This window comes from Marinospirillum alkaliphilum DSM 21637 (assembly GCF_900119735.1).
Classification (GTDB): domain Bacteria; phylum Pseudomonadota; class Gammaproteobacteria; order Pseudomonadales; family Halomonadaceae; genus Marinospirillum; species Marinospirillum alkaliphilum.
Map to the genome: position 1 here is coordinate 1 of NZ_FPJW01000006.1, position 17,073 is coordinate 17,073.

21 protein-coding genes are annotated in these 17,073 nt (G+C 53.6%); 14 read left to right on the top strand and 7 right to left on the bottom strand.

Translation table 11 applies throughout. The annotated features are described in order from the left end of the window. From BT114_RS08790 to BT114_RS08810, 5 genes are all read left to right on the top strand, one after another. The coding region (locus BT114_RS08790) for an ATP-binding protein (protein WP_177247068.1) at window positions 1-277 on the top strand (277 nt) is incomplete at its 5' end. A 182-nt stretch (window positions 278-459) separates the two neighbouring features. Then, window positions 460-825, top strand: a complete 366-nt coding sequence (locus BT114_RS08795) for a nuclear transport factor 2 family protein (RefSeq protein ID WP_143142803.1) — start codon at window positions 460-462, stop codon at window positions 823-825. Next, a complete protein-coding gene (locus BT114_RS08800; protein WP_072326043.1) occupies window positions 809-1,108 on the top strand; it encodes a HigA family addiction module antitoxin in 300 nt (99 codons plus the stop codon). The genes BT114_RS08795 and BT114_RS08800 overlap by 17 nt, the downstream gene beginning before the upstream one ends. A 76-nt stretch (window positions 1,109-1,184) precedes the next feature. Beyond that, window positions 1,185-1,454: a type II toxin-antitoxin system Phd/YefM family antitoxin gene (locus tag BT114_RS08805; protein WP_072326045.1), complete on the top strand. Its 270-nt coding sequence runs from the start codon at window positions 1,185-1,187 to the stop codon at window positions 1,452-1,454. Beyond that, window positions 1,455-1,754: a type II toxin-antitoxin system RelE/ParE family toxin gene (locus BT114_RS08810; RefSeq protein WP_072326047.1), complete on the top strand. Its 300-nt coding sequence runs from the start codon at window positions 1,455-1,457 to the stop codon at window positions 1,752-1,754. A gap of 66 nt (window positions 1,755-1,820) precedes the next feature. On the opposite strand, the gene BT114_RS08815 is transcribed toward BT114_RS08810, so the two are convergent. Both BT114_RS08815 and BT114_RS08820 read right to left on the bottom strand, forming a co-directional pair. After that, window positions 1,821-2,138 (bottom strand): CcdB family protein, encoded by a 318-nt coding sequence (locus BT114_RS08815; RefSeq protein ID WP_072326049.1) that lies wholly within the window; start codon window positions 2,136-2,138, stop codon window positions 1,821-1,823. Beyond that, entirely contained in the window at window positions 2,138-2,383 is a 246-nt protein-coding gene (locus BT114_RS08820; protein ID WP_072326285.1) for a type II toxin-antitoxin system CcdA family antitoxin, read from the bottom strand. Before BT114_RS08820 ends, BT114_RS08815 begins: the two co-directional genes overlap by 1 nt. Window positions 2,384-2,582: 199 nt before the next feature. Between BT114_RS08820 and BT114_RS08825 the strand changes: the two genes are divergently transcribed. Beyond that, on the top strand, window positions 2,583-3,182 hold the full coding sequence (locus BT114_RS08825) for a GNAT family N-acetyltransferase (RefSeq protein WP_072326051.1): 600 nt from the start codon (window positions 2,583-2,585) through the stop codon (window positions 3,180-3,182). Window positions 3,183-3,363: 181 nt separating this feature from the next. On the opposite strand, the gene BT114_RS08830 is transcribed toward BT114_RS08825, so the two are convergent. Continuing rightward, window positions 3,364-4,518: an alpha/beta hydrolase gene (locus tag BT114_RS08830; RefSeq protein WP_084662072.1), complete on the bottom strand. Its 1,155-nt coding sequence runs from the start codon at window positions 4,516-4,518 to the stop codon at window positions 3,364-3,366. A gap of 81 nt (window positions 4,519-4,599) precedes the next feature. Further along, a complete protein-coding gene (locus BT114_RS08835) occupies window positions 4,600-5,031 on the bottom strand; it encodes a MarR family winged helix-turn-helix transcriptional regulator (protein ID WP_084662074.1) in 432 nt (143 codons plus the stop codon). A 177-nt stretch (window positions 5,032-5,208) separates the two neighbouring features. Between BT114_RS08835 and BT114_RS08840 the strand changes: the two genes are divergently transcribed. Then, window positions 5,209-6,327: an efflux RND transporter periplasmic adaptor subunit gene (locus tag BT114_RS08840; protein ID WP_072326287.1), complete on the top strand. Its 1,119-nt coding sequence runs from the start codon at window positions 5,209-5,211 to the stop codon at window positions 6,325-6,327. A gap of 10 nt (window positions 6,328-6,337) precedes the next feature. Beyond that, the gene (locus BT114_RS08845) at window positions 6,338-9,376 is read left to right on the top strand and encodes an efflux RND transporter permease subunit (RefSeq protein ID WP_072326055.1); all 3,039 of its coding nucleotides are present in this window, start codon (window positions 6,338-6,340) and stop codon (window positions 9,374-9,376) included. A 71-nt stretch (window positions 9,377-9,447) separates the two neighbouring features. Here the strand turns inward: BT114_RS08845 and BT114_RS08850 are convergent, their stop codons facing one another. Further along, complete coding sequence (locus BT114_RS08850) at window positions 9,448-10,110, bottom strand: DUF938 domain-containing protein (protein WP_342715790.1); 663 nt, start codon at window positions 10,108-10,110, stop codon at window positions 9,448-9,450. A 147-nt stretch (window positions 10,111-10,257) separates the two neighbouring features. On the opposite strand from BT114_RS08850, the gene BT114_RS08855 reads away from it, so the two are divergent. Next, window positions 10,258-10,848: a PAS domain-containing protein gene (locus BT114_RS08855; protein WP_072326058.1), complete on the top strand. Its 591-nt coding sequence runs from the start codon at window positions 10,258-10,260 to the stop codon at window positions 10,846-10,848. After that, complete coding sequence (locus BT114_RS08860; protein ID WP_218163486.1) at window positions 10,838-13,390, top strand: chemotaxis protein CheB; 2,553 nt, start codon at window positions 10,838-10,840, stop codon at window positions 13,388-13,390. Before BT114_RS08855 ends, BT114_RS08860 begins: the two co-directional genes overlap by 11 nt. A gap of 97 nt (window positions 13,391-13,487) precedes the next feature. On the opposite strand, the gene BT114_RS08865 is transcribed toward BT114_RS08860, so the two are convergent. Together BT114_RS08865 and BT114_RS08870 are read right to left on the bottom strand one after the other, a co-directional pair. Next, on the bottom strand, window positions 13,488-14,195 hold the full coding sequence (locus BT114_RS08865; RefSeq protein ID WP_218163487.1) for a Crp/Fnr family transcriptional regulator: 708 nt from the start codon (window positions 14,193-14,195) through the stop codon (window positions 13,488-13,490). Between the two features lie 148 nt (window positions 14,196-14,343). Next, window positions 14,344-15,117, bottom strand: coding sequence for a Crp/Fnr family transcriptional regulator (locus BT114_RS08870; RefSeq protein WP_072326060.1), 774 nt, complete (start codon window positions 15,115-15,117; stop codon window positions 14,344-14,346). Window positions 15,118-15,333: 216 nt separating this feature from the next. Here BT114_RS08870 and BT114_RS08875 point away from each other — a divergent pair, with 216 nt between their 5' ends. The 4 genes from BT114_RS08875 (at window position 15,334) to BT114_RS08885 (ending at window position 17,072) form a co-directional block, all read left to right on the top strand. Further along, window positions 15,334-15,534: a DUF3185 family protein gene (locus BT114_RS08875; RefSeq protein ID WP_072326062.1), complete on the top strand. Its 201-nt coding sequence runs from the start codon at window positions 15,334-15,336 to the stop codon at window positions 15,532-15,534. A gap of 55 nt (window positions 15,535-15,589) precedes the next feature. After that, the gene (locus BT114_RS14895; protein WP_143142804.1) at window positions 15,590-15,736 is read left to right on the top strand and encodes a lmo0937 family membrane protein; all 147 of its coding nucleotides are present in this window, start codon (window positions 15,590-15,592) and stop codon (window positions 15,734-15,736) included. 119 nt (window positions 15,737-15,855) lie between these two features. After that, the gene (locus tag BT114_RS08880) at window positions 15,856-16,257 is read left to right on the top strand and encodes a DUF4398 domain-containing protein (RefSeq protein ID WP_084662080.1); all 402 of its coding nucleotides are present in this window, start codon (window positions 15,856-15,858) and stop codon (window positions 16,255-16,257) included. Next, window positions 16,254-17,072 carry an OmpA family protein gene (locus tag BT114_RS08885; protein WP_218163488.1) on the top strand — a complete coding sequence of 273 codons (819 nt, stop codon included), beginning with the start codon at window positions 16,254-16,256 and terminating at the stop codon, window positions 17,070-17,072. Before BT114_RS08880 ends, BT114_RS08885 begins: the two co-directional genes overlap by 4 nt. Window position 17,073 lies beyond the last annotated feature (1 nt).

Consider the following 17,073-nt stretch of genomic DNA (forward strand, 5'->3'; position numbering starts at 1 on the left):
GATCAGCCTACTGGCCAAAAATGACCTGCTGATCATTGATGAGCTGGGCTACCTGCCCATGAGCCGCCAGTCTCGCTACAACCTCTTCCAGTTGGTGAACAGCCTGTATGAATACCGCTCCATCATCCTGACCACCAACAAGGACTTTACCGACTGGGGAGAGTTCTTCCACAACGACAATGTGGCCATCCCGATTGTGGACCGGATCATCCATCATTCACACATCTTCATGCTGGGAGGAGAAAGCTATCGACTGAAAGAAAAGTTAACCAACTAACGCATCAGGTGGGTCAATTTTATTGGCCAAAGGTGGGTCAAAATAAATGGCCATTGACAAAACTCAAGCAGAAAATTGCTAGATCTCGCGGTGTTGCTGAGTCGGAAGCCTATTTCGCTCAAAATTTACTCGCTGACGCTCCTAAATTTCCGCAGAGCGCGGCGTTAGGCCTGGAGACTCCGATGATCAAAGTAACGAAATCCGGTTCCTGCGGTAACTCACCGAAGGCTGCGCTCGTGGAAGATTTAGCAATCGCACTGGAGACGAGAGACACTGATGCGTTATGCAGCGTGATCGACGAGGCCACCGAGTGGATCACCACTACACGTGAAATTGTGAAGGGGAAGGAAATTACTGATTACCTTGGCAAGCTTAAGAAACCCTCTGCTCTGCAGATAGATGCTGTCGTAACACACGGCAAGTTCGGCAGCGTTTCGGGAACGTCTCACTTTGGCGGCACAGAGCATGGGTTCAACCACACCTTCGAGTTTACAAAAACCACTTTTCGCACATTCAAGCGCGTGCATTCCTATGCTTCAGGAAGCTGAAGTCGCGCCTAACTACGCATTTCAGTTTTTGCATCCGATGCAGATTACGCAGCGCGAGCTGGCGGATGCTATTCATGTTCCTTACCAAAGGGTGAATGAGCAGGTTAATCAGAAGCGTGGTATCACGCCCAGTACTGCACTTCGTTTGGGCTTGTTCTTTGGTGTTTCAGCCGACTTCTGGCTTAACCTGCAAATCAGATGGAATCTTTACAAGACACAACAAGCAGAGCAGGACGATTTAGCCGAGATTCAAGATGTTACTCATTGGCGGCAGATGGCTTAACAAAATGTTATGTTTCTTGACGGAACCTGTTAACCGGTGCTATTGGTAGGACCAAGTCGTTAGCTGGGTAATCAATATGCAAGTGAAATTTTCCGAGGATGTCATTCCTCTATCAGACCTGAAGATCAATCCCGGCAAGGTGGTTGGTCGAGCGCAGGATACGCATCGCCCGATCCTGCTTACCAGTCGTGGCCGTGGTGTAGCTGTTGTGCAGGGGCTCGAGGATTATGAGAGAACTGCCGAGGAATTACGGTTTGTAAAGGCGGTGGCGCTGGGGCTTATGGATGTTCGCGAGGGCAACACCGTATCGTTGGAGGACGCCAGGAAATCGTTGGGTATCAAGTAAATGGAATTACGCATCGCACAGTCTGCTCTTGAGGACTTACAGGCTATTCAGGGCTATTACAAAGAGCAGGATGTACCACACATCGGTGATGATTTCGTGACTGCTATCCTGGAGCACTGTGAATTGCTTCAAATTCACCCTGATGCTGGCCGAGTTGTTCCTGAGTTCAACATGGATCATATTCGCGAATTGATTCACGCGCCGTTTCGAGTTGTCTATCTCAGGCAAGCTAAAGAGGTTGTGCTCATACGAATCTGGCGTAGTGAGAGGCAGCTCGAATTACCAGCAAACGAAACATAACCAAACCATGCACCGGATGCCAAATCCTCCGCTTCGCTGAGGTTTTGTCACCGGTGATGGCGGGCGTTAAATGCCGGTGATCGCCAGGTCCAGAGCCGCAACAATCTGGTCTCTGAAATGAGAGAGGGAACCGATGGGGCTCTTGAGGTGTTTTTCGGGCACGGAGGAAATTTGCGGAGTTAATAGCAACAACTCCTGATCGGCAAAGCTGATTTCAGGAGTGAGTCCTTGCATGGCTTCGCCGCCAAAGGCAGAGCGTTTGCCCAAGGGAATAACGATTCGAGTTGCCAGATCGTTCAGGAGGCTGCTCTGAATATCGACAAGATAAGGGTAGTGCGCTTTGCTGGTTTTACTTGGGTTGGGGTACACATCGAACTGTGCCATCAGAACTCCCTGAATTCGTCGCCGAAGCATCCATGTTGTTCGACGAAGTCGTTGTAGCTTCTTATCGCAGCGCAATTTTCTTCAACCCACTGGGCGGCTTCGCGTTTTGAGAGCTCTTCTTTCAGAGCTCGTTCCAGGGTGGCAGACAAGTTAATTTTCAGTTCCCTGGTTTTACGCAGAAGATCGCTATTGATTGAGAGATTTGCTGCTTTTTTGGGGGCGGCTGAGTTATACAGTTGGGCCATGAGGGCCTCCCAGAAGATATAGAATACAAAGTCTGATTTTATGCGCATAGTTATGCGCATGCAAATATTTAACCGATAGCTGGTGATGTGATGGAGGGTACAGGTGGAATTCGTAAACTTCGTTAGGGTAGGGGGAGCAAGGGAAAAAGTGGTGGTGTGCGAGTGTAGTGGTTCAATGAAACTCGATGAGTAATGAACGATGACTTTTATCCAACCGGTTACGCTGGCTGACAGGGGCATCAGATTGGTCCCGCTTGATCTGGAGCACGAGGCGGGGCTTGGTGCTGCTGCGGCAGATGGTGAGCTGTGGAGGCTGCGTGTCACTTCGGTGCCTGAACCGGATGAAACGCGTGCTTATATCGAGGCGGCCTTGAAGGGGCGTGATGAAGGCCATCGGTTTGCTTTTGCTGTTCTGGATGATGCCAGTGGCAAGGTGCTGGGTTCAACCAGTTACCATGATGTGTTGCCTGCCGTTAAACGTGTGGAAATCGGTTACACCTGGTACGCCCGTTCTGTGCAGCGAACGCATGTCAACACCACTTGCAAGCTGTTGCTTCTGGAGCATGCCTTTGATGTGCTGGGGTGTCATGTGGTCGGTTGGCGCACGGATAATTTCAACTTTGCAAGTCAGCGTGCAATTGAGCGATTGGGTGCCAGAAAGGATGGTGTGATCCGTGGTCATGCCCTGCGTCGGGATGGCACAATTCGCGATACGGTGATGTACAGTCTGCATCGGGGTGAGTGGCCGGAGGTGCAGGCCCACCTCCGGTATCTGCTGAGTTGTTATCCTCAAGGCTGACGCCGGTCACTTAATCTTCCATTATCAGGCCGCTGTGGTAATACCAGCGGCCTTTTTGTTTGATGAAGCCGGATTTTTCTTCCAGGCAGCGTGGGCCCTTGGGTGCCAGATGCTCAGGTTTGGTAGGGGTTGCCTTGTGCTCCGTAATCATCGGACTTCTGCAGCAGTTGTTTGGTATCTCTCAATCGCTGACACTTTCCAGTACTTCCTGAATGACCTGTGATTGCCAGTCGAAATAGGGGTTAAAGGTGAGGCGTGCATGAATTTTTCCTCGCTCACGATAGTCCCAGTCGGAGTACCAGACCGGCTCACCCGCTTGGCAGCGGGCGGTATCCTCGTCCGTTTGTCCATTGAAGCAGATGCGTTCACTGCCATTCCGCCCATACAGCGGATTCTGAGGTGAAAACAGGATGCCCATGTGTGAAAACTGGCTGATGCGTTCCTGAGGCAATGCATCGGTACGCACCAGCACGCGTTCCGAGGAGGCTGATCTGGGCAGAGGGTTTCCATACCAGATCAAGCGGCTGGAGGCATGGGTGAAATGACGCTCAAAGATGTGCCGAACATAACGCACATCAACGACTGAATCATGCTGGGCCAGCACAATGACGGCTGGGCGATCGAAGGTCCGACTTTTCAGGTTTTTGCGCACCGCCACGCTGCTGCGGTAGAACTGAGCCAGGCCATTGGTGGGTACGATGTGGTAACGAAGCGGTGATTGTAACGGGTTTCGCTCGGGAGAAAGCAGCCAGGGCCTGATATGTGTGAGCCAGGGTGTTGCCCAGTCAAACAGCTCGTTCGAACGCAATGCCGGGGAGAATAATACCAGGCCATGAATCCGAGGGTCGTCCAGGGCGTATTCGAGCACCAGGTTGGCACCGGTTGAAAAGCCACCCAGCCAGACATCCGGGAATTCCTGTTGTAACAAGCTGATCTGTTCGTGTACCAGTTGCTGCCAGTCTTCCAGCCGAATGCCAATCAGGTCGGCGGGCTGGGTGCCGTGTCCCGGCAGCAGCAGTGTTCGCACCACATAGCCTTGCTCAGCAAGACTATTCGCGACATCGGTGAATGACCAGGGTGAATCGCCCAGGCCATGCACCAGCAGGATGGCCTTGGTGGTTGGCGCGGGTGGCTGGAGCTCAAAGGGAGCATTCCACTTGATTTCATGGAGCGGATTTTCAGTCTGAAAACTGCGCTGTGCTTCAAGTAATTGCCGTGTTGTTTCTGTATAAGCCTGAAAGGCCGAAACATCCACTTGTGCAGAGTGCCCCGTTACCGGCAGCCCAATGACTGCAAAGATGAACATGGCAACAAGGCGGCGGATCGGCTGACTCATGTACTTGATCTCCATGGTGACACCGTGTCTTGAATGAGCGTGGCAAATGAGAGCGCTCTGTGAGTAATGCCTGATCTTCCATCAGCCTTTGCGGTTTTCTAACATGCGTACAAGTAACTGCTGAAGCTGGTGCTGATCCTGTGTGTTGAGCCCCGCGATGAGCGGTGCCAGTGCCTGTTGGCCTTGAGCACGCACCTGCCTGACAAGTTCGATGCCGTTGCTTGTCAAAAACACATCTGTTGCTCTCTTGTCTTCTTTATTCGGCGCACGTGCCACTAACCCCCGCTTTTCTGCTCGCGCAATCAGCCCCGACATCGTCTGTTTCTCCAGACCAAGGTAGGCGGCAAGCTCAGTCATGCGTGGGCGCCGATCCCACAGTATCCCCAGGACACGAATCAGAGAGAGGGATAGGTCTTTTTCGGCACCGATCTTGTTAATGACGGCCATCGTGACAAAGGCGCTTACTACAAGAGCATCGGCCAGCTCCTCGCTGGATGGAGGGGCTTGCTTCATGGATTTCTCCTTACTCATTACGGTTGATATTGACATGGTTCGTATTACGAATCAATAATAGGTTCGTAATGCGAACTATATGGTCGTGTGTCCATTGAAGGAGAAGCCTGTGAATGCTGCAGAGAGCTGCGAATGTATCCCTGTCATGCCAGTTTCATCGATCAATGGGCATTGGTCATGAGGTGGCGCCTTGTCTTTATCTTTACTGTTGTCCTTTTCATTGCCTGTGCTGCCCTGTTCATCACTCTGCGCAGCAGCATTCCTTCTGCTCCTCTGCCCACCACAACCACACCGGTGCTGACGGTCCGGCACACTTTTGCCAGCATACAGCAGTGGCCAGAAATATTGCATGCCGTTGGCAGCATTGCTGCCTGGCAGGAGGTCATCATTGGTGCTGAAATCGGCGGAAAGCGGTTGTCACGTCTGCTGGTCAATGTTGGTGATCGAGTGGAAAAGGGGCAACTGCTGGCACAACTCAGCACCGGTACACTTGAAGCAGATTTGATGGCTAGTCGTGCAGTGCTTCAGGAAGCCGAAGTTGATGCTGCTCAGGCAAGGCGTGCCGCTGATCGTGCTCGCATGTTGCAGGGCACTGAGGCACTCTCGGAGCAATCCCTTGATCAGGCCCTGGCGGTGGCTGATACGGCACATGCACGTCTGGTTGCGGCTCGCGCACGGGTACAGGCGGACTTGCTGCGTCTGACATATACCGAAGTGCGTGCTCCTGACGAAGGACTGATCAGCTCCATTTCTGCTGTTGAAGGCGCGCTGCTGCAAACCGGAGAGGAACTCATGCGGCTGCAACGCCAGAGTCGTTTGGAGTGGCGTGCTGAGTTGCCCGGGTCGGAGCTGGTGCAGGTGGTGCCCGGTCAGGTCGTTCACCTTGCTCTTGGTGATTCGCAGATTGTTGAAGGTCGTGTGCGCAGGGTCTCGCCGCAGGTTGATCCGCATACTCGCACCGGTATTGTTTATGTGGATCTTGAGTCTTCAGCACAGGTGCGTGCGGGGCTGTTTGCACGCGGTGAATTGCTGCTGGCAGAACACAGGGTGCTGACCTTGCCAGAAACTGCCGTTCTGCTGCGTGATGGATTCAGCTATGTCTTCGTTCTGGATGGCAACCAGGTGCGGCAGCAGAAGGTGAGGGTTGGTGCAAGGCGCGGTGATCGTGTGGAGATCCGTGAAGGGATCGAAAACGAGACACCGGTGGTTGAGTCCGGTGTGGGTTTTCTGTCGGATGGCGTAACGATACGTCTTGCGGCTGTAGATCAGAAAACCCTCTCCCAAACCTCGCACTGAAGGAGCGATCATGAATTTTTCTGCCTGGTCGATCCGCAACCCGGTTCCAGTCATCCTGCTGTTCACCATACTCACGGTGGCAGGTCTCTTTGCATTCCATGGTGCCAGAGTCCAGAACTTCCCGGATGTAGATCTGCCGATGGTGACCGTTGTGGCCAGTTTACCTGGTGCAGCCCCGGCACAGATGGAAACCGAGGTGGCACGCAAGCTGGAAAATGCGATGGCCACCATGAATGGGCTGCGACACCTGCACACCGTAGTGCAGGATGGTGTGGCCACGGTATCGGCTGAATTTCGCCTGGAGAAACCACCTCAGGAAGCTCTGGATGATACTCGTGCTGCAGTGGCTCGGGTACGAGCCGATCTGCCTGCTGCCCTGCGTGATCCCATCATCAGACGGATTGAATTCAAAAATGAGGCGATTCTGACCTACACGGTGGCATCAGCGCGCATGGACGAAGAGGCCTTGTCATGGTTCGTGGAAGACCAGATCACTCGGCGTCTGCTTGCTGTGCCAGGTGTTGGTTCAATCATCCGTGTGGGTGGCGCGAGCCGGGAAGTGCGCGTGGAACTGATCCCGGACAGGTTGTTGGCACTGCGCCTGAATGCCGCCGATATCTCGCGCCGACTCGCTCAGGTGCAGCGCGAGGCTCCAGGCGGCCATGTCCGGTTGGGGGGTGGCGAGCAGGCCGTGCGTACTGTTGGCACGGTGCATTCGGCTGAAGCACTGGCAGCGATGGATATCCCTCTGCCCAATGGCCGTAGCGTGCGCCTGGATCAGGTGGCCACGGTGACTGATACGCTGGCCGAGCGCCGCAGTGGCGCTTTTCTTGACGGCAAGCCAGTGGTCGGTTTTGAGGTCTTTCGTGCCACAGGTGCCAGTGATCTGGATGTGGCCCGGGGTGTGCGCCAGGCTCTTGCCGAGTTGCAGAGGGAGCGCCCTGACCTTGAGCTCACCGAGGCCGTCAATGCTATTGATCAGGTTGTAGAGAACTTTCGAGGCAGTTTGTTCCTGCTTATTGAGGGTATTCTGCTCGCTGTACTGGTGGTGGGGCTCTTTCTGCGTGACCTGCGTGCCACTCTCATCTGTGCAGTGGCTTTTCCGTTGTCTATCATTCCTACTTTCCTGTTCATGCAATGGATGGGGTTCACGCTGAATATCATCACCCTGCTGGCTCTATCGCTGGTGATCGGGCTTCTGGTGGATGATGCCATCGTAGAAATTGAGAACATCATGCGCCATATGGGGCAAGGCAAGGAACCTATTGTGGCGGCACACGAAGCGTCCGACGAGATTGGACTGGCAGTAATCGCCACGACTGTTACCTTGATAGCCGTTTTCCTGCCAACTGCTTTCATGCAAGGACTGGCCGGTAAGTTTTTTGTGCAGTTTGGCTGGACGGCCTCCATCGCCGTGCTTATCGCGCTGGCTGTGGCACGCTTGCTCACACCGATGATGGCGGCCTACCTGTTGAAAAAACCATCTCGGCCCCAGGCTGAGCCTTTCTGGATGGCCTCGTACCTGAAGGTTGCCCGCTGGACCTTCACACACAAGGGAGTCACGCTGGCAATCACGCTGGCCTTCTGTCTTGCCAGTGGCATTCCCTTGCTCATGGGTACGATCAAGGGTGATTTTATTCCGCCGGGTGACCTGAGTCAGACCCGAATCAGTATCGAGTTGCCGCCAGGCAGCACCTACGTACAAACACTAATGATCGCTGATGAGGCTCGCACCATCGTGGCAGCACATCCGCATGTGAAGCAGGTTTATACCGCCATCGGCGACGGCAGTGGAGGAGACAACGCCATGGGTGGAGTTGCCGAGTCCCGCACGGCCCAACTTACACTGAACCTGACACCACGCAAGGAGCGTCAGGGCATAAGTCAGCAGGACATCGAACGCGAGCTGCGCATGCGCTTGCAAGCCGTGGCCGGTGCGCGCATCAAGGTGGCTGCCAGTGAAAACTATGTCCTGGTGCTTTCCGGCGAAGACAGTAAACTGCTCGCCCAGCATGCCTCCCAGGTGGAGCGGGAGTTACGCGGACTGGCAGGAATCGGTCAGGTAACCAGCAGTGCAGGCCTGCAGCGGCCTGAGCTGATTGTGCGACCGAATGCTGCGCGTGCAGCAGACCTTGGTGTAAGCACTGACGCCATCGCAGAAACCGTGCGGGTGGCCACACAAGGTGACTATGAGCAGTTCCTGCCCAGGCTGAACCTTGACCAGCGCCAGGTACCGATCCTTGTGCGATTGCCTGATGAGGCCATTCAGGATCTTCAGCTGTTGCGCCAGCTCATGGTACCGGGTACACGGGGGCCAGTGCCGTTGCGTGACGTGGCAGAGATCGAAATCACCAGCGGCCTGTCGCAGATCAACCGGCTGAATCGTGTACGTAATGTGAATTTTGAGATTGAGCTTGACGGTCAGGCGCTGGGTGATGTTCAGCAGCGTGCCAGCGTCTTGCCCAGCTTGTCCCAACTGCCGCCAGGCTTGGCAAAGCACGACATCGGCCAGGCAGAAACATCCAATGAGCTGGGTCAGAGTTTTCTGCTGGCAATGGGTACGGGTGTGGCCTTTATCTACATCGTGCTGGTGTTGCTGTTCCGTACCTGGATGCAGCCGGTGACCATCTTCGGGGCACTGTTGTTATCTCTTCCGGGTATGATTCTGGCGCTGTTCCTGACTGGTACTCACCTGAGTATGCCCGCCATGATCGGGATGATCATGTTGATGGGCATCGCAACCAAAAATTCCATCCTGCTGGTGGAGTATGCCATTGTGGCGCAGCGTGATCACGGCTTATCCAGACTCGATGCATTGCTCGACGCCTGTCGCAAGCGCGCACGCCCCATTTTGATGACTTCGCTGGCCATGGGTGCCGGAATGCTGCCCATTGCTCTGGGCCTCGGCGTCGATCCAGGTTTTCGTGCACCGATGGCCATTGTTGTGATTGGTGGCCTCATCACTTCCACTTTCCTGAGCCTGCTGGTAATCCCCGTACTCTACGAAGTGGTGGACGACTTCGTTCTGCGTTTTGTGCCGAGACGATAGTTGGTAAGCTGAAGACAGCGACTTGCCTGGTGCATCTTGCATGGCCGAATGAGAGAAACTTTTACATCAACTCACTTCTTCTGCCAGATAAGCAGTCGGTTGTTGGCGGGTAGGGGGTGATCTGCCGTTAGTTTGAAACCGGCGGCCTTGGCAAGGGGCTCAAGGATGTCCAGGTCTCTAATGCCCATGCCTGGGTCTTGTTGGCGCAGGTGGCGATCAAAACTTTCATTGCTTTCACTGGTGTGCTGGCCAGAGTAGCAAAAGGGGCCGTAGAGGCAGAAGTATCCCTGCGCTGGAAGGCGTTGACCCAGTCCATGGAACATGGCTTCAACGGCGGGCCAATGCATGATATGAGCTGTATTGGCAGAATAGGCTGCTTCCATTTCAAGTTCTGGCCACTTGGGCTGTAGTACATCCAGAACCTTGGGTAGCTGCAAGTTATTAGCTCCGGCTGCTCGGGCTTCTTCTATCCAGAGTCGGCATCCAGGTAGGTAATGGGCTTGATCTGTTGGCTGCCAGTTTAGCCAGGGTAGGCGGGGTGCAAAGTAAGCAGCATGCTGACCGGTGCCAGAGCCTATTTCCAAGACCTGGGCATTGGGGTGTGAGGCCTCTTGCAGTACCTCTTGCAGGACTGCCAATATGGGAGCCTTGTTGTTTTCACAGGCTTGGGAAAAGGGTTTTGAGATTTGCATACCAGGGATTGTAGCAGTCTTTGGGTGGCATGATGCAGCCATGACAGTACTAACTACTGATGGTAAGGAGCCAATGGCTGAGCGGTGAAAGATTTGGTGATTCGGTTGCTGGAAACCAACAAACTATTTCCGTGGCGATAAGCTACTATGCTATGGCAACCATTTTCAGGGAATACACACGAGGTCTTTATGTCTGTTAGCGCTGATGAGTCCAATATCCTGACCGAGCTGCGAAACAAAGCAGAGCAACAGTTGCAGACAGGCACCACCCGGGCTGGTCAGCAGTGGTCGCTGGGGGTTGATGCCCTGCAGATGTTATATCGCATGTCCAGTGATCCCGGCAGAGCGGAAGACGCGTTAAAACTGCTCCATGAATTGCAGGTTCACCAGGTTGAGCTTGACCTGCAAAGTGAAGAAATGGCGACCAATGAGCGCGATCTGGCCGAGGATTTATCCCTTTATCGGGAACTGTATGATTCCGCCCCGATCAGCTTTTTTGTTGTTGATCTCACGGGTAAGGCCATACAGGGAAATGCTGCTGCTGCCGAGCTGCTTGGTATTGGGTTTAATGAGTTACCCGGGCAGGATTTTGGCACTTTTCTGATCCCTCAAAACCGACCCCTGCTGCTCGATTTGTTAAAACGGGTGGCACAGAGTGGTAACAAAGACTTTTGCATCGTAGAGCAGGCTAAGGACAAAAAAGGGTCTCGTGGCCTGCGGCTTATGGCATCAACCTGTTCAAGACATGAACACCTGTTGTTAGCCTGCTGTGAGTGCTGAATCCACGCGTATTGTAGGGCTTGGCGCATCTGCTGGTGGTCTGGCTCCGCTGGAAGCCTTTCTTGCCGGAATCCCGCCTGAAAGTAATATGGCCTATGTGGTGGTGCAGCATCTTGATCCCAACCATAAAGCGTTGCTGACAGAACTGCTGCAGCGTGTCACCCATATGCCCGTGCGTGAAGCAACTCAGGGCATGTCCATCAAGCCCAACTGCGTGTATGTGATTCCACCGAATACCGAGCTGAGTGTGGTTGATGGTTCACTGCACCTGGCCAGGCCGGTGGAGCCCAGAGGTTTGCGTTTACCCATTAATGTGCTGTTTTCATCCCTGGCCAGTGCTCTGGGGGAGCGTGCCATCGGGGTTGTTTTGTCTGGCATGGGATCTGACGGCACACTGGGTCTGCAGGCAATCAAGAGTGTTGGTGGTTTAACGGCTGTGCAGCAGCCCGATACGGCACAGTACGATGCCATGCCACAAAGTGCCATCGCTGCTGACTGTGTTGATATCCTTGCCCCTCCCGGTGATTTGCCTGCCCGCATCCTGTCCTGCCTTGCCCAGGAGCCGGATCAAAACACCCCGGACGTGCATTCGGTGGAGCCTGATGCAAGGTCAACACCCTTGCAGCGGATTTTGCGCTTGTTGCAAGAGCGAACCCGTCATGATTTTTCGCTCTACAAACCCAGCACACTGCACCGTCGCATTGAGCGGCGCATGGGAATCCACGAAATTGCCACTTTATCCCACTACGCGGATTTTCTGGAGCATAATCCCCAGGAGATCGACCTGCTGTTTAAAGAGGTGCTGATTGGGGTAACCCGTTTTTTCCGTGATACTGCGGTCTGGCAGCATCTGGCGGAAACCACTCTGGCAGAACTGCTGGCGCGAGATTCTGGAGCGTCTCATCTGCGTGCCTGGGTGGTGGGTTGTTCAACGGGTGAAGAGGCTTATTCCCTTGCCATGATTTTTACTGAGGTGCTGGAGAAACTGCCACAGCCGCATGGTTTTACCCTGCAGATTTTTGCCTCTGACCTGAGCCCGGATGCCATCGCCACTGCCCGGCGCGGTTATTACCCTGCAGAAATCAGCAGCAGTGTTTCGGCGGAGCGCCTGGCGCGTTTTTTCAGCCCCCGCAACAAGGGCTACCAGATTAACAGCGATATCCGCGAGCTGGTGTTATTCGCTCAGCAGGATGTGGTGCTTGATCCACCCTTTACCCGCCTGGATCTGATCTCCTGTCGTAATCTGCTGATCTATTTTGATCCCAGCTTGCAGCGCAAACTCATTCCACTGTTTCATTACAGCCTGCGTGATGGAGGAGTGCTGCTACTGGGGAGTTCAGAAACGATTGGGCGTTATACTCAGTTGTTTAGCCCGATTGAATCAAAGCTGCGACTTTATCGACGCCAGAACAAGGTTCAGAGTGATACTGCCCGGTTACCGGTCAAATCTTTTCCACCCTTGTCCTGGATATCCAAGGAGCTTCCTGTGCCCCCAAGTTATTCCCCTCCTACAACAACGGATAATCTGCAAACGGCAGCTGACCAGGTATTGTTGCAGGTGTATGCACCCGCCGCCGTGGTGGTTAATGACGAGGGCGATATTGTTTATATCAGCGGGCGCACAGGAAAATACCTGGAACCTGCTGCTGGCAAAGCCAACTGGAATTTTCATGCCATGGTGCGGGAAGGTCTGCGAACGCCCATCGGCAGCGCCCTGCGTCAGATCGGGAATCAAAGTGAACCGTTACAACTGCAAACCCTGCAGGTGCAATTGCCCGGTGGGGGCACACAGAGTATAGATGTCACGGTACAAGCGCTGCGAGAGCCAGCCGCGCTGCGCGGCATGAAGATGATTGTCTTCCGCGACATTGCACCGCCTCAGGCCGACCCGAAAAACAAGAACCAATCAAAAACAACCACGCAGCAGATTCATACCGCCGAGCTGCAACAGTGTCAGGATGAAATCCAGGCTTTGCGAGAGGAAAACCGCGCCTCCCGAGAGGAGCTGCAATCAGCCAACGAGGAGCTGCAATCAACCAATGAAGAGTTGCAGTCAACCAACGAAGAGCTGACCACTTCCAAGGAAGAAATGCAGTCGATGAACGAGGAGCTGCAAACCATCAATTCGGAAATGCAGACCAAGCTGGACGATCTTGCCCTTGCTCAAAGTGATATGAGAAACCTGCTTAACAGCATCGACATTGCCATTCTGTTTCTCGATCAGAGCTTGAATCTGCGGCGCTTCACCGACCGGGCTTCAAAGATTATCAGCATCCGAGAGGGTGATATCGGTCGGCCTTTGAGCGACCTCACCACCACCCTGCAGTATCCTGAACTGAACGATGATGCTCGCAATACCCTGAATACTTTGGCGTTTTCTGAGAAGCAGATCGCCACCACTGACAATCGCTGGTTTACCGTGCGAATCATGCCTTATTGCCGGTTGGATAACGTCATTGATGGGGTGGTAATTACCTTGCTGGATATTACCGAAACCAAGAAGCTGGAGCGGTCTTTACGAGAGGATTTGCAACAAGAGTGATGGTAAATGTTTGCACTATTTATCAATATCTACTCTTTCGGTTGCTGGCCACCTGTTCGCAAGCCTCATTCAGGGTGCCTGGAGCTTGCAACACCAGTCAGTGCTCCTGGTGTACCTGACCAGGTATGTAGCACTCGCAAGCTTTTGCTTCCAGTCCGGTCTGGTTCACAATGCTGATATTTCCCCTTGTGTACTTTATGAGGCCAGCCTGTTTCAGTGTTCCTGAGGCAAGGGTTACTGCACTGCGGCGTACACCAAGTATTTCGGCAAGTTGCAGGTGTGTCAGATAAAAGTGGCCCTTTTGTCCACGGTCGTTTGCCATGAGAAGCCAGCGTGCCAGGCGGGCTTCAACCTGGTGTATGCGACTGCAGACGGTATTTTGTCCCAGCTGTACCATGAGCTGATAGCAGTATCGTTGCAGGCAACGTACGAGTGTCGGGTTGTTTGAGAGCAGTTGATGAAGTGCATCCCTGTGGATTCGGAGTGCACTGCCTGGCCCTGTCACAATGGCATCATGGGGTGCCTGTTCAGTGGCCAGCAGCAGTGTGGCACCGAGCATGCCTTCATGACCGATCATGCCGATTTCCATGGCAGGGTGTTTCGCCACGGAAGCAGTCACCGAGATGCAGGCAGTCACAGGAAACCAGGCATGACTATAGCGTTCATGCTGCGTACAAAGTTTTTCACCATCAACCAGATCAACCAGATCAACCAGCTCGCAGTGCTTCATCAGGCTTTTGTATACTGTATCCGGCAGGTCAGCAATCAACTGGTTCGCTGCTGGCAGTCTGGGTATGGGTATCAAGGTTTATGTTCCCGCAAATGTTTTAATCAGGGGGGCTGTCTGACAAGTTGGTATTGTGGTGCCGGTACGCTGGGGTGCTGCAATTGAATAGGCAGCGCAAGGTAGTCAGCGGATGTGCATTCAGTAATAATCTGATGATTGTCGGTTTTCAGCGATAGGGGCGTTGCTGGCGGGGTGGATAGCTGAATTCTTCGAACAGCCGATCAGACTCCTTTTTCACCACTGCATAACACTCGCAGCAGCGGTGCTCCAGCTCAGGGCGATCGAGCACCCTGATGTGCCCCCGGTGATATTGAATGATACCGGCGCTTTGTAGTTTACTGGCTGCTTCAGTGACACCTTCGCGTCGTACACCCAGCATATTGGCAATCAGTTCCTGAGTCATGTCAAGCTTGTTCCCCTTGAGCCGGTCCATGGACAGCAGTAGCCAGCGGCAGAGTTGCTGGTCTATTGTGTGATGTCGATTGCAGGCTGCAGTTTGAGCCATCTGGGTGATCAGTGCCTGGGTGTAGCGCAACAGCAGGTGATGCATTTCACCATGCCGGTCAAACTCGGCTTTCAATTGTTTGCTGTCGAGACGATAGGCATGTCCTGCGCTTTGTACTATTGCCCGGCTTGGTGTGCTCAGACCACCCATGAACAGAGCAATACCAACGATCCCTTCATTTCCTACCACTGAAATTTCTGCTGAGCGACCGTCCTCCATTACATACAGCAAGGAAACGATGCTGTTGGTCGGAAAGTAGACGTTTTCCATCACGTCACCAGACTCATAGAGCACCATACCAAGTGGCAGTTCAGTCAGTTTGAGATACGGATAAATGCGACCACGGATCTCTGCAGAAATAGCCTTGAGTAGCCGGTTGTCCTGTTGGCAGGGTATTTCCGGATCATCTGTGGTTTGTTGGATTGTTCTGGACATCAGGGTGGTCCTTTTGGCTGTGCGATGCTTATTGTGAGCTTGAGCCGGGCGTCTGTATGTACGAAACCGCACACAAGACTTGCAGGTTAGTCTACTGATTTGGTTGTTCGCTATCGCACAGACGGGTTCGAGTCCCTCCGGTTTTACTTGGCCCTGATGACCTGAGCGTGTCATCCCGATACGTAGGGTCACAGTCAACAATCGGAGTCCATCACCATGAGCCTTCACCATATTATCGGTATTCTTTTGCTGATTGCCGGCGGAGCTTTGCTTTATTTCGGTTATCAGGCATCCCGGAGAGTGGGAGAGCAGATTTACCAGAGTTTTGCTGGACGTTTCACGGATTCGACGACCTGGTATCTGATCGGTGGTGTAACAGCACTGATTAGTGGTTTGGTTCTGCTCATCAGCCGATAGTTGCTACCTTACTTCACAATAAAAAAGACGGATCAACCGGGAAGGGGGAAAGGTCATGCTTGAAATAGTGATTTTTGTACTTCTGGCGTTGTGGATTCTGGGGTTTCTCAGCTCGCATACCCTGGGTGGTTTCATTTATGTACTTATGATCATTGCAGCATTATTGATCATGGTTCGACTGGTTCAGGGTCGAATCCTGTAGCAACTGCCATGGTTGACAAAGTGTTCGACACCGTACAGACGCTGTTTGTTGCCGAGATTAGATTCCGCGGGTAGCCGATCAATCCTGTGAGTCGGTTTCACTGTTGAAGGAGTTGGATTATGAAATGCTTGTCTGAAGAACGTACGAAGCGGATGACTCTTTTGCCCTTGTCGCTGCTTTTGAGTCTGTTGTTGCTGAGTGCCTGTGCTTCGACTCCGGATGCACCGAATGCATCCATGTCTGATGCTCGTGATGCCATTGCCCAGGCTGAGCAAGCTGACAGTCGACAGTATGCCGGTGGTGAGTTGAATGAGGCACGAAGAAAACTGGAAATGGCGGAGCGTGCCATTCACCAGGAGGACATGGTTGAAGCTGGGTATCTGGCCAGGGAAGCCGAGGTTTTGGCGTTGTTGGCAGCGGCAAAAACTGAAGCCGCAAAAGCCGCTGAAATCAATCAGGAAATGGAGCGTGCTGCCAAGGCACTGACTGAAGAAATGGGTCGTTCAGGAGATAAAAAATGAAACACACTGCATGCAACAAGCTGATGGGTGGCAGCACAACAGCAATGGCTCTGGTCATATCGCTGCTTCTGCTTGTCGGCTGTGGGTCTGCTCCCGTGAGTTCTGATGGTGCAGTGAAGGCCCGCAGCGATCTGACGGCCCTGCAGAAGGATCCAAACCTGGGGGAGCGGGTACGTCGTGAAATGTCGGAAGCAGAGCAGGCGGTAAAGTTGGCCGAGGAGCCACTGCCAAAAGACAGCGCACGGCTGAATGAGCACCGGGTATATATGGCGAATCAGAAAATCGGGATAGCACGGGCTCGAGCCATGGCCAGTTATGACGAAGATCAACGTAGGCATCTGGGACAGGCAAGGGATGATGCGCGCTTGCAGTCCCGTACCGCAGAAGTGGACCGTGCACAGCGGCGAGAAGCGGATCTGCAGCGTCAGTTGACGGCTTTGCAGGCGGAAACCACCGACCGGGGTATTGTGCTGACGCTGGGTGATGTTCTGTTTGCTTCCGGTAGTGCGGAGCTGCAGCCTGCCGCTGATGGCAATCTTGACCGCCTGGCAAACTTTCTGAGGCAGCACCCGGAGCGTCAGGTATTGATTGAAGGGCATACCGACAGTACCGGTAATAAGGCATCTAATCAGCAGTTGTCACAGCGGCGGGCAGACTCGGTGAGTCGCTACCTGGTTCGGCGCGGCATTGCTGCTGACCGCTTGTCCACTCGCGGGGTTGGAGAAGAGCGGCCGGTTGCCAGTAATGCATCAGCATTGGGGCGTCAGCAGAATCGGCGGGTTGAGGTGATTATTGAAAACTCGAGAGGAAGCTAGT

Coding starts and splice junctions, on each gene's coding strand:
- BT114_RS08875 (WP_072326062.1), top strand. CDS start 15,334: ATGAGCCTTCACCATATTATCGGTATTCTTTTGCTGATTGCCGGCGGA.
- BT114_RS08815 (WP_072326049.1), bottom strand. CDS start 2,138: ATGGCACAGTTCGATGTGTACCCCAACCCAAGTAAAACCAGCAAAGCG.
- BT114_RS08850 (WP_342715790.1), bottom strand. CDS start 10,110: ATGGCTGCATCATGCCACCCAAAGACTGCTACAATCCCTGGTATGCAA.
- BT114_RS08820 (WP_072326285.1), bottom strand. CDS start 2,383: ATGGCCCAACTGTATAACTCAGCCGCCCCCAAAAAAGCAGCAAATCTC.
- BT114_RS08840 (WP_072326287.1), top strand. CDS start 5,209: ATGAGGTGGCGCCTTGTCTTTATCTTTACTGTTGTCCTTTTCATTGCC.
- BT114_RS08870 (WP_072326060.1), bottom strand. CDS start 15,117: ATGTCCAGAACAATCCAACAAACCACAGATGATCCGGAAATACCCTGC.
- BT114_RS14895 (WP_143142804.1), top strand. CDS start 15,590: ATGCTTGAAATAGTGATTTTTGTACTTCTGGCGTTGTGGATTCTGGGG.
- BT114_RS08795 (WP_143142803.1), top strand. CDS start 460: ATGATCAAAGTAACGAAATCCGGTTCCTGCGGTAACTCACCGAAGGCT.
- BT114_RS08810 (WP_072326047.1), top strand. CDS start 1,455: ATGGAATTACGCATCGCACAGTCTGCTCTTGAGGACTTACAGGCTATT.
- BT114_RS08885 (WP_218163488.1), top strand. CDS start 16,254: ATGAAACACACTGCATGCAACAAGCTGATGGGTGGCAGCACAACAGCA.
- BT114_RS08845 (WP_072326055.1), top strand. CDS start 6,338: ATGAATTTTTCTGCCTGGTCGATCCGCAACCCGGTTCCAGTCATCCTG.
- BT114_RS08855 (WP_072326058.1), top strand. CDS start 10,258: ATGTCTGTTAGCGCTGATGAGTCCAATATCCTGACCGAGCTGCGAAAC.
- BT114_RS08805 (WP_072326045.1), top strand. CDS start 1,185: ATGCAAGTGAAATTTTCCGAGGATGTCATTCCTCTATCAGACCTGAAG.
- BT114_RS08835 (WP_084662074.1), bottom strand. CDS start 5,031: ATGAAGCAAGCCCCTCCATCCAGCGAGGAGCTGGCCGATGCTCTTGTA.
- BT114_RS08830 (WP_084662072.1), bottom strand. CDS start 4,518: ATGAGTCAGCCGATCCGCCGCCTTGTTGCCATGTTCATCTTTGCAGTC.
- BT114_RS08800 (WP_072326043.1), top strand. CDS start 809: ATGCTTCAGGAAGCTGAAGTCGCGCCTAACTACGCATTTCAGTTTTTG.
- BT114_RS08825 (WP_072326051.1), top strand. CDS start 2,583: ATGACTTTTATCCAACCGGTTACGCTGGCTGACAGGGGCATCAGATTG.
- BT114_RS08880 (WP_084662080.1), top strand. CDS start 15,856: ATGAAATGCTTGTCTGAAGAACGTACGAAGCGGATGACTCTTTTGCCC.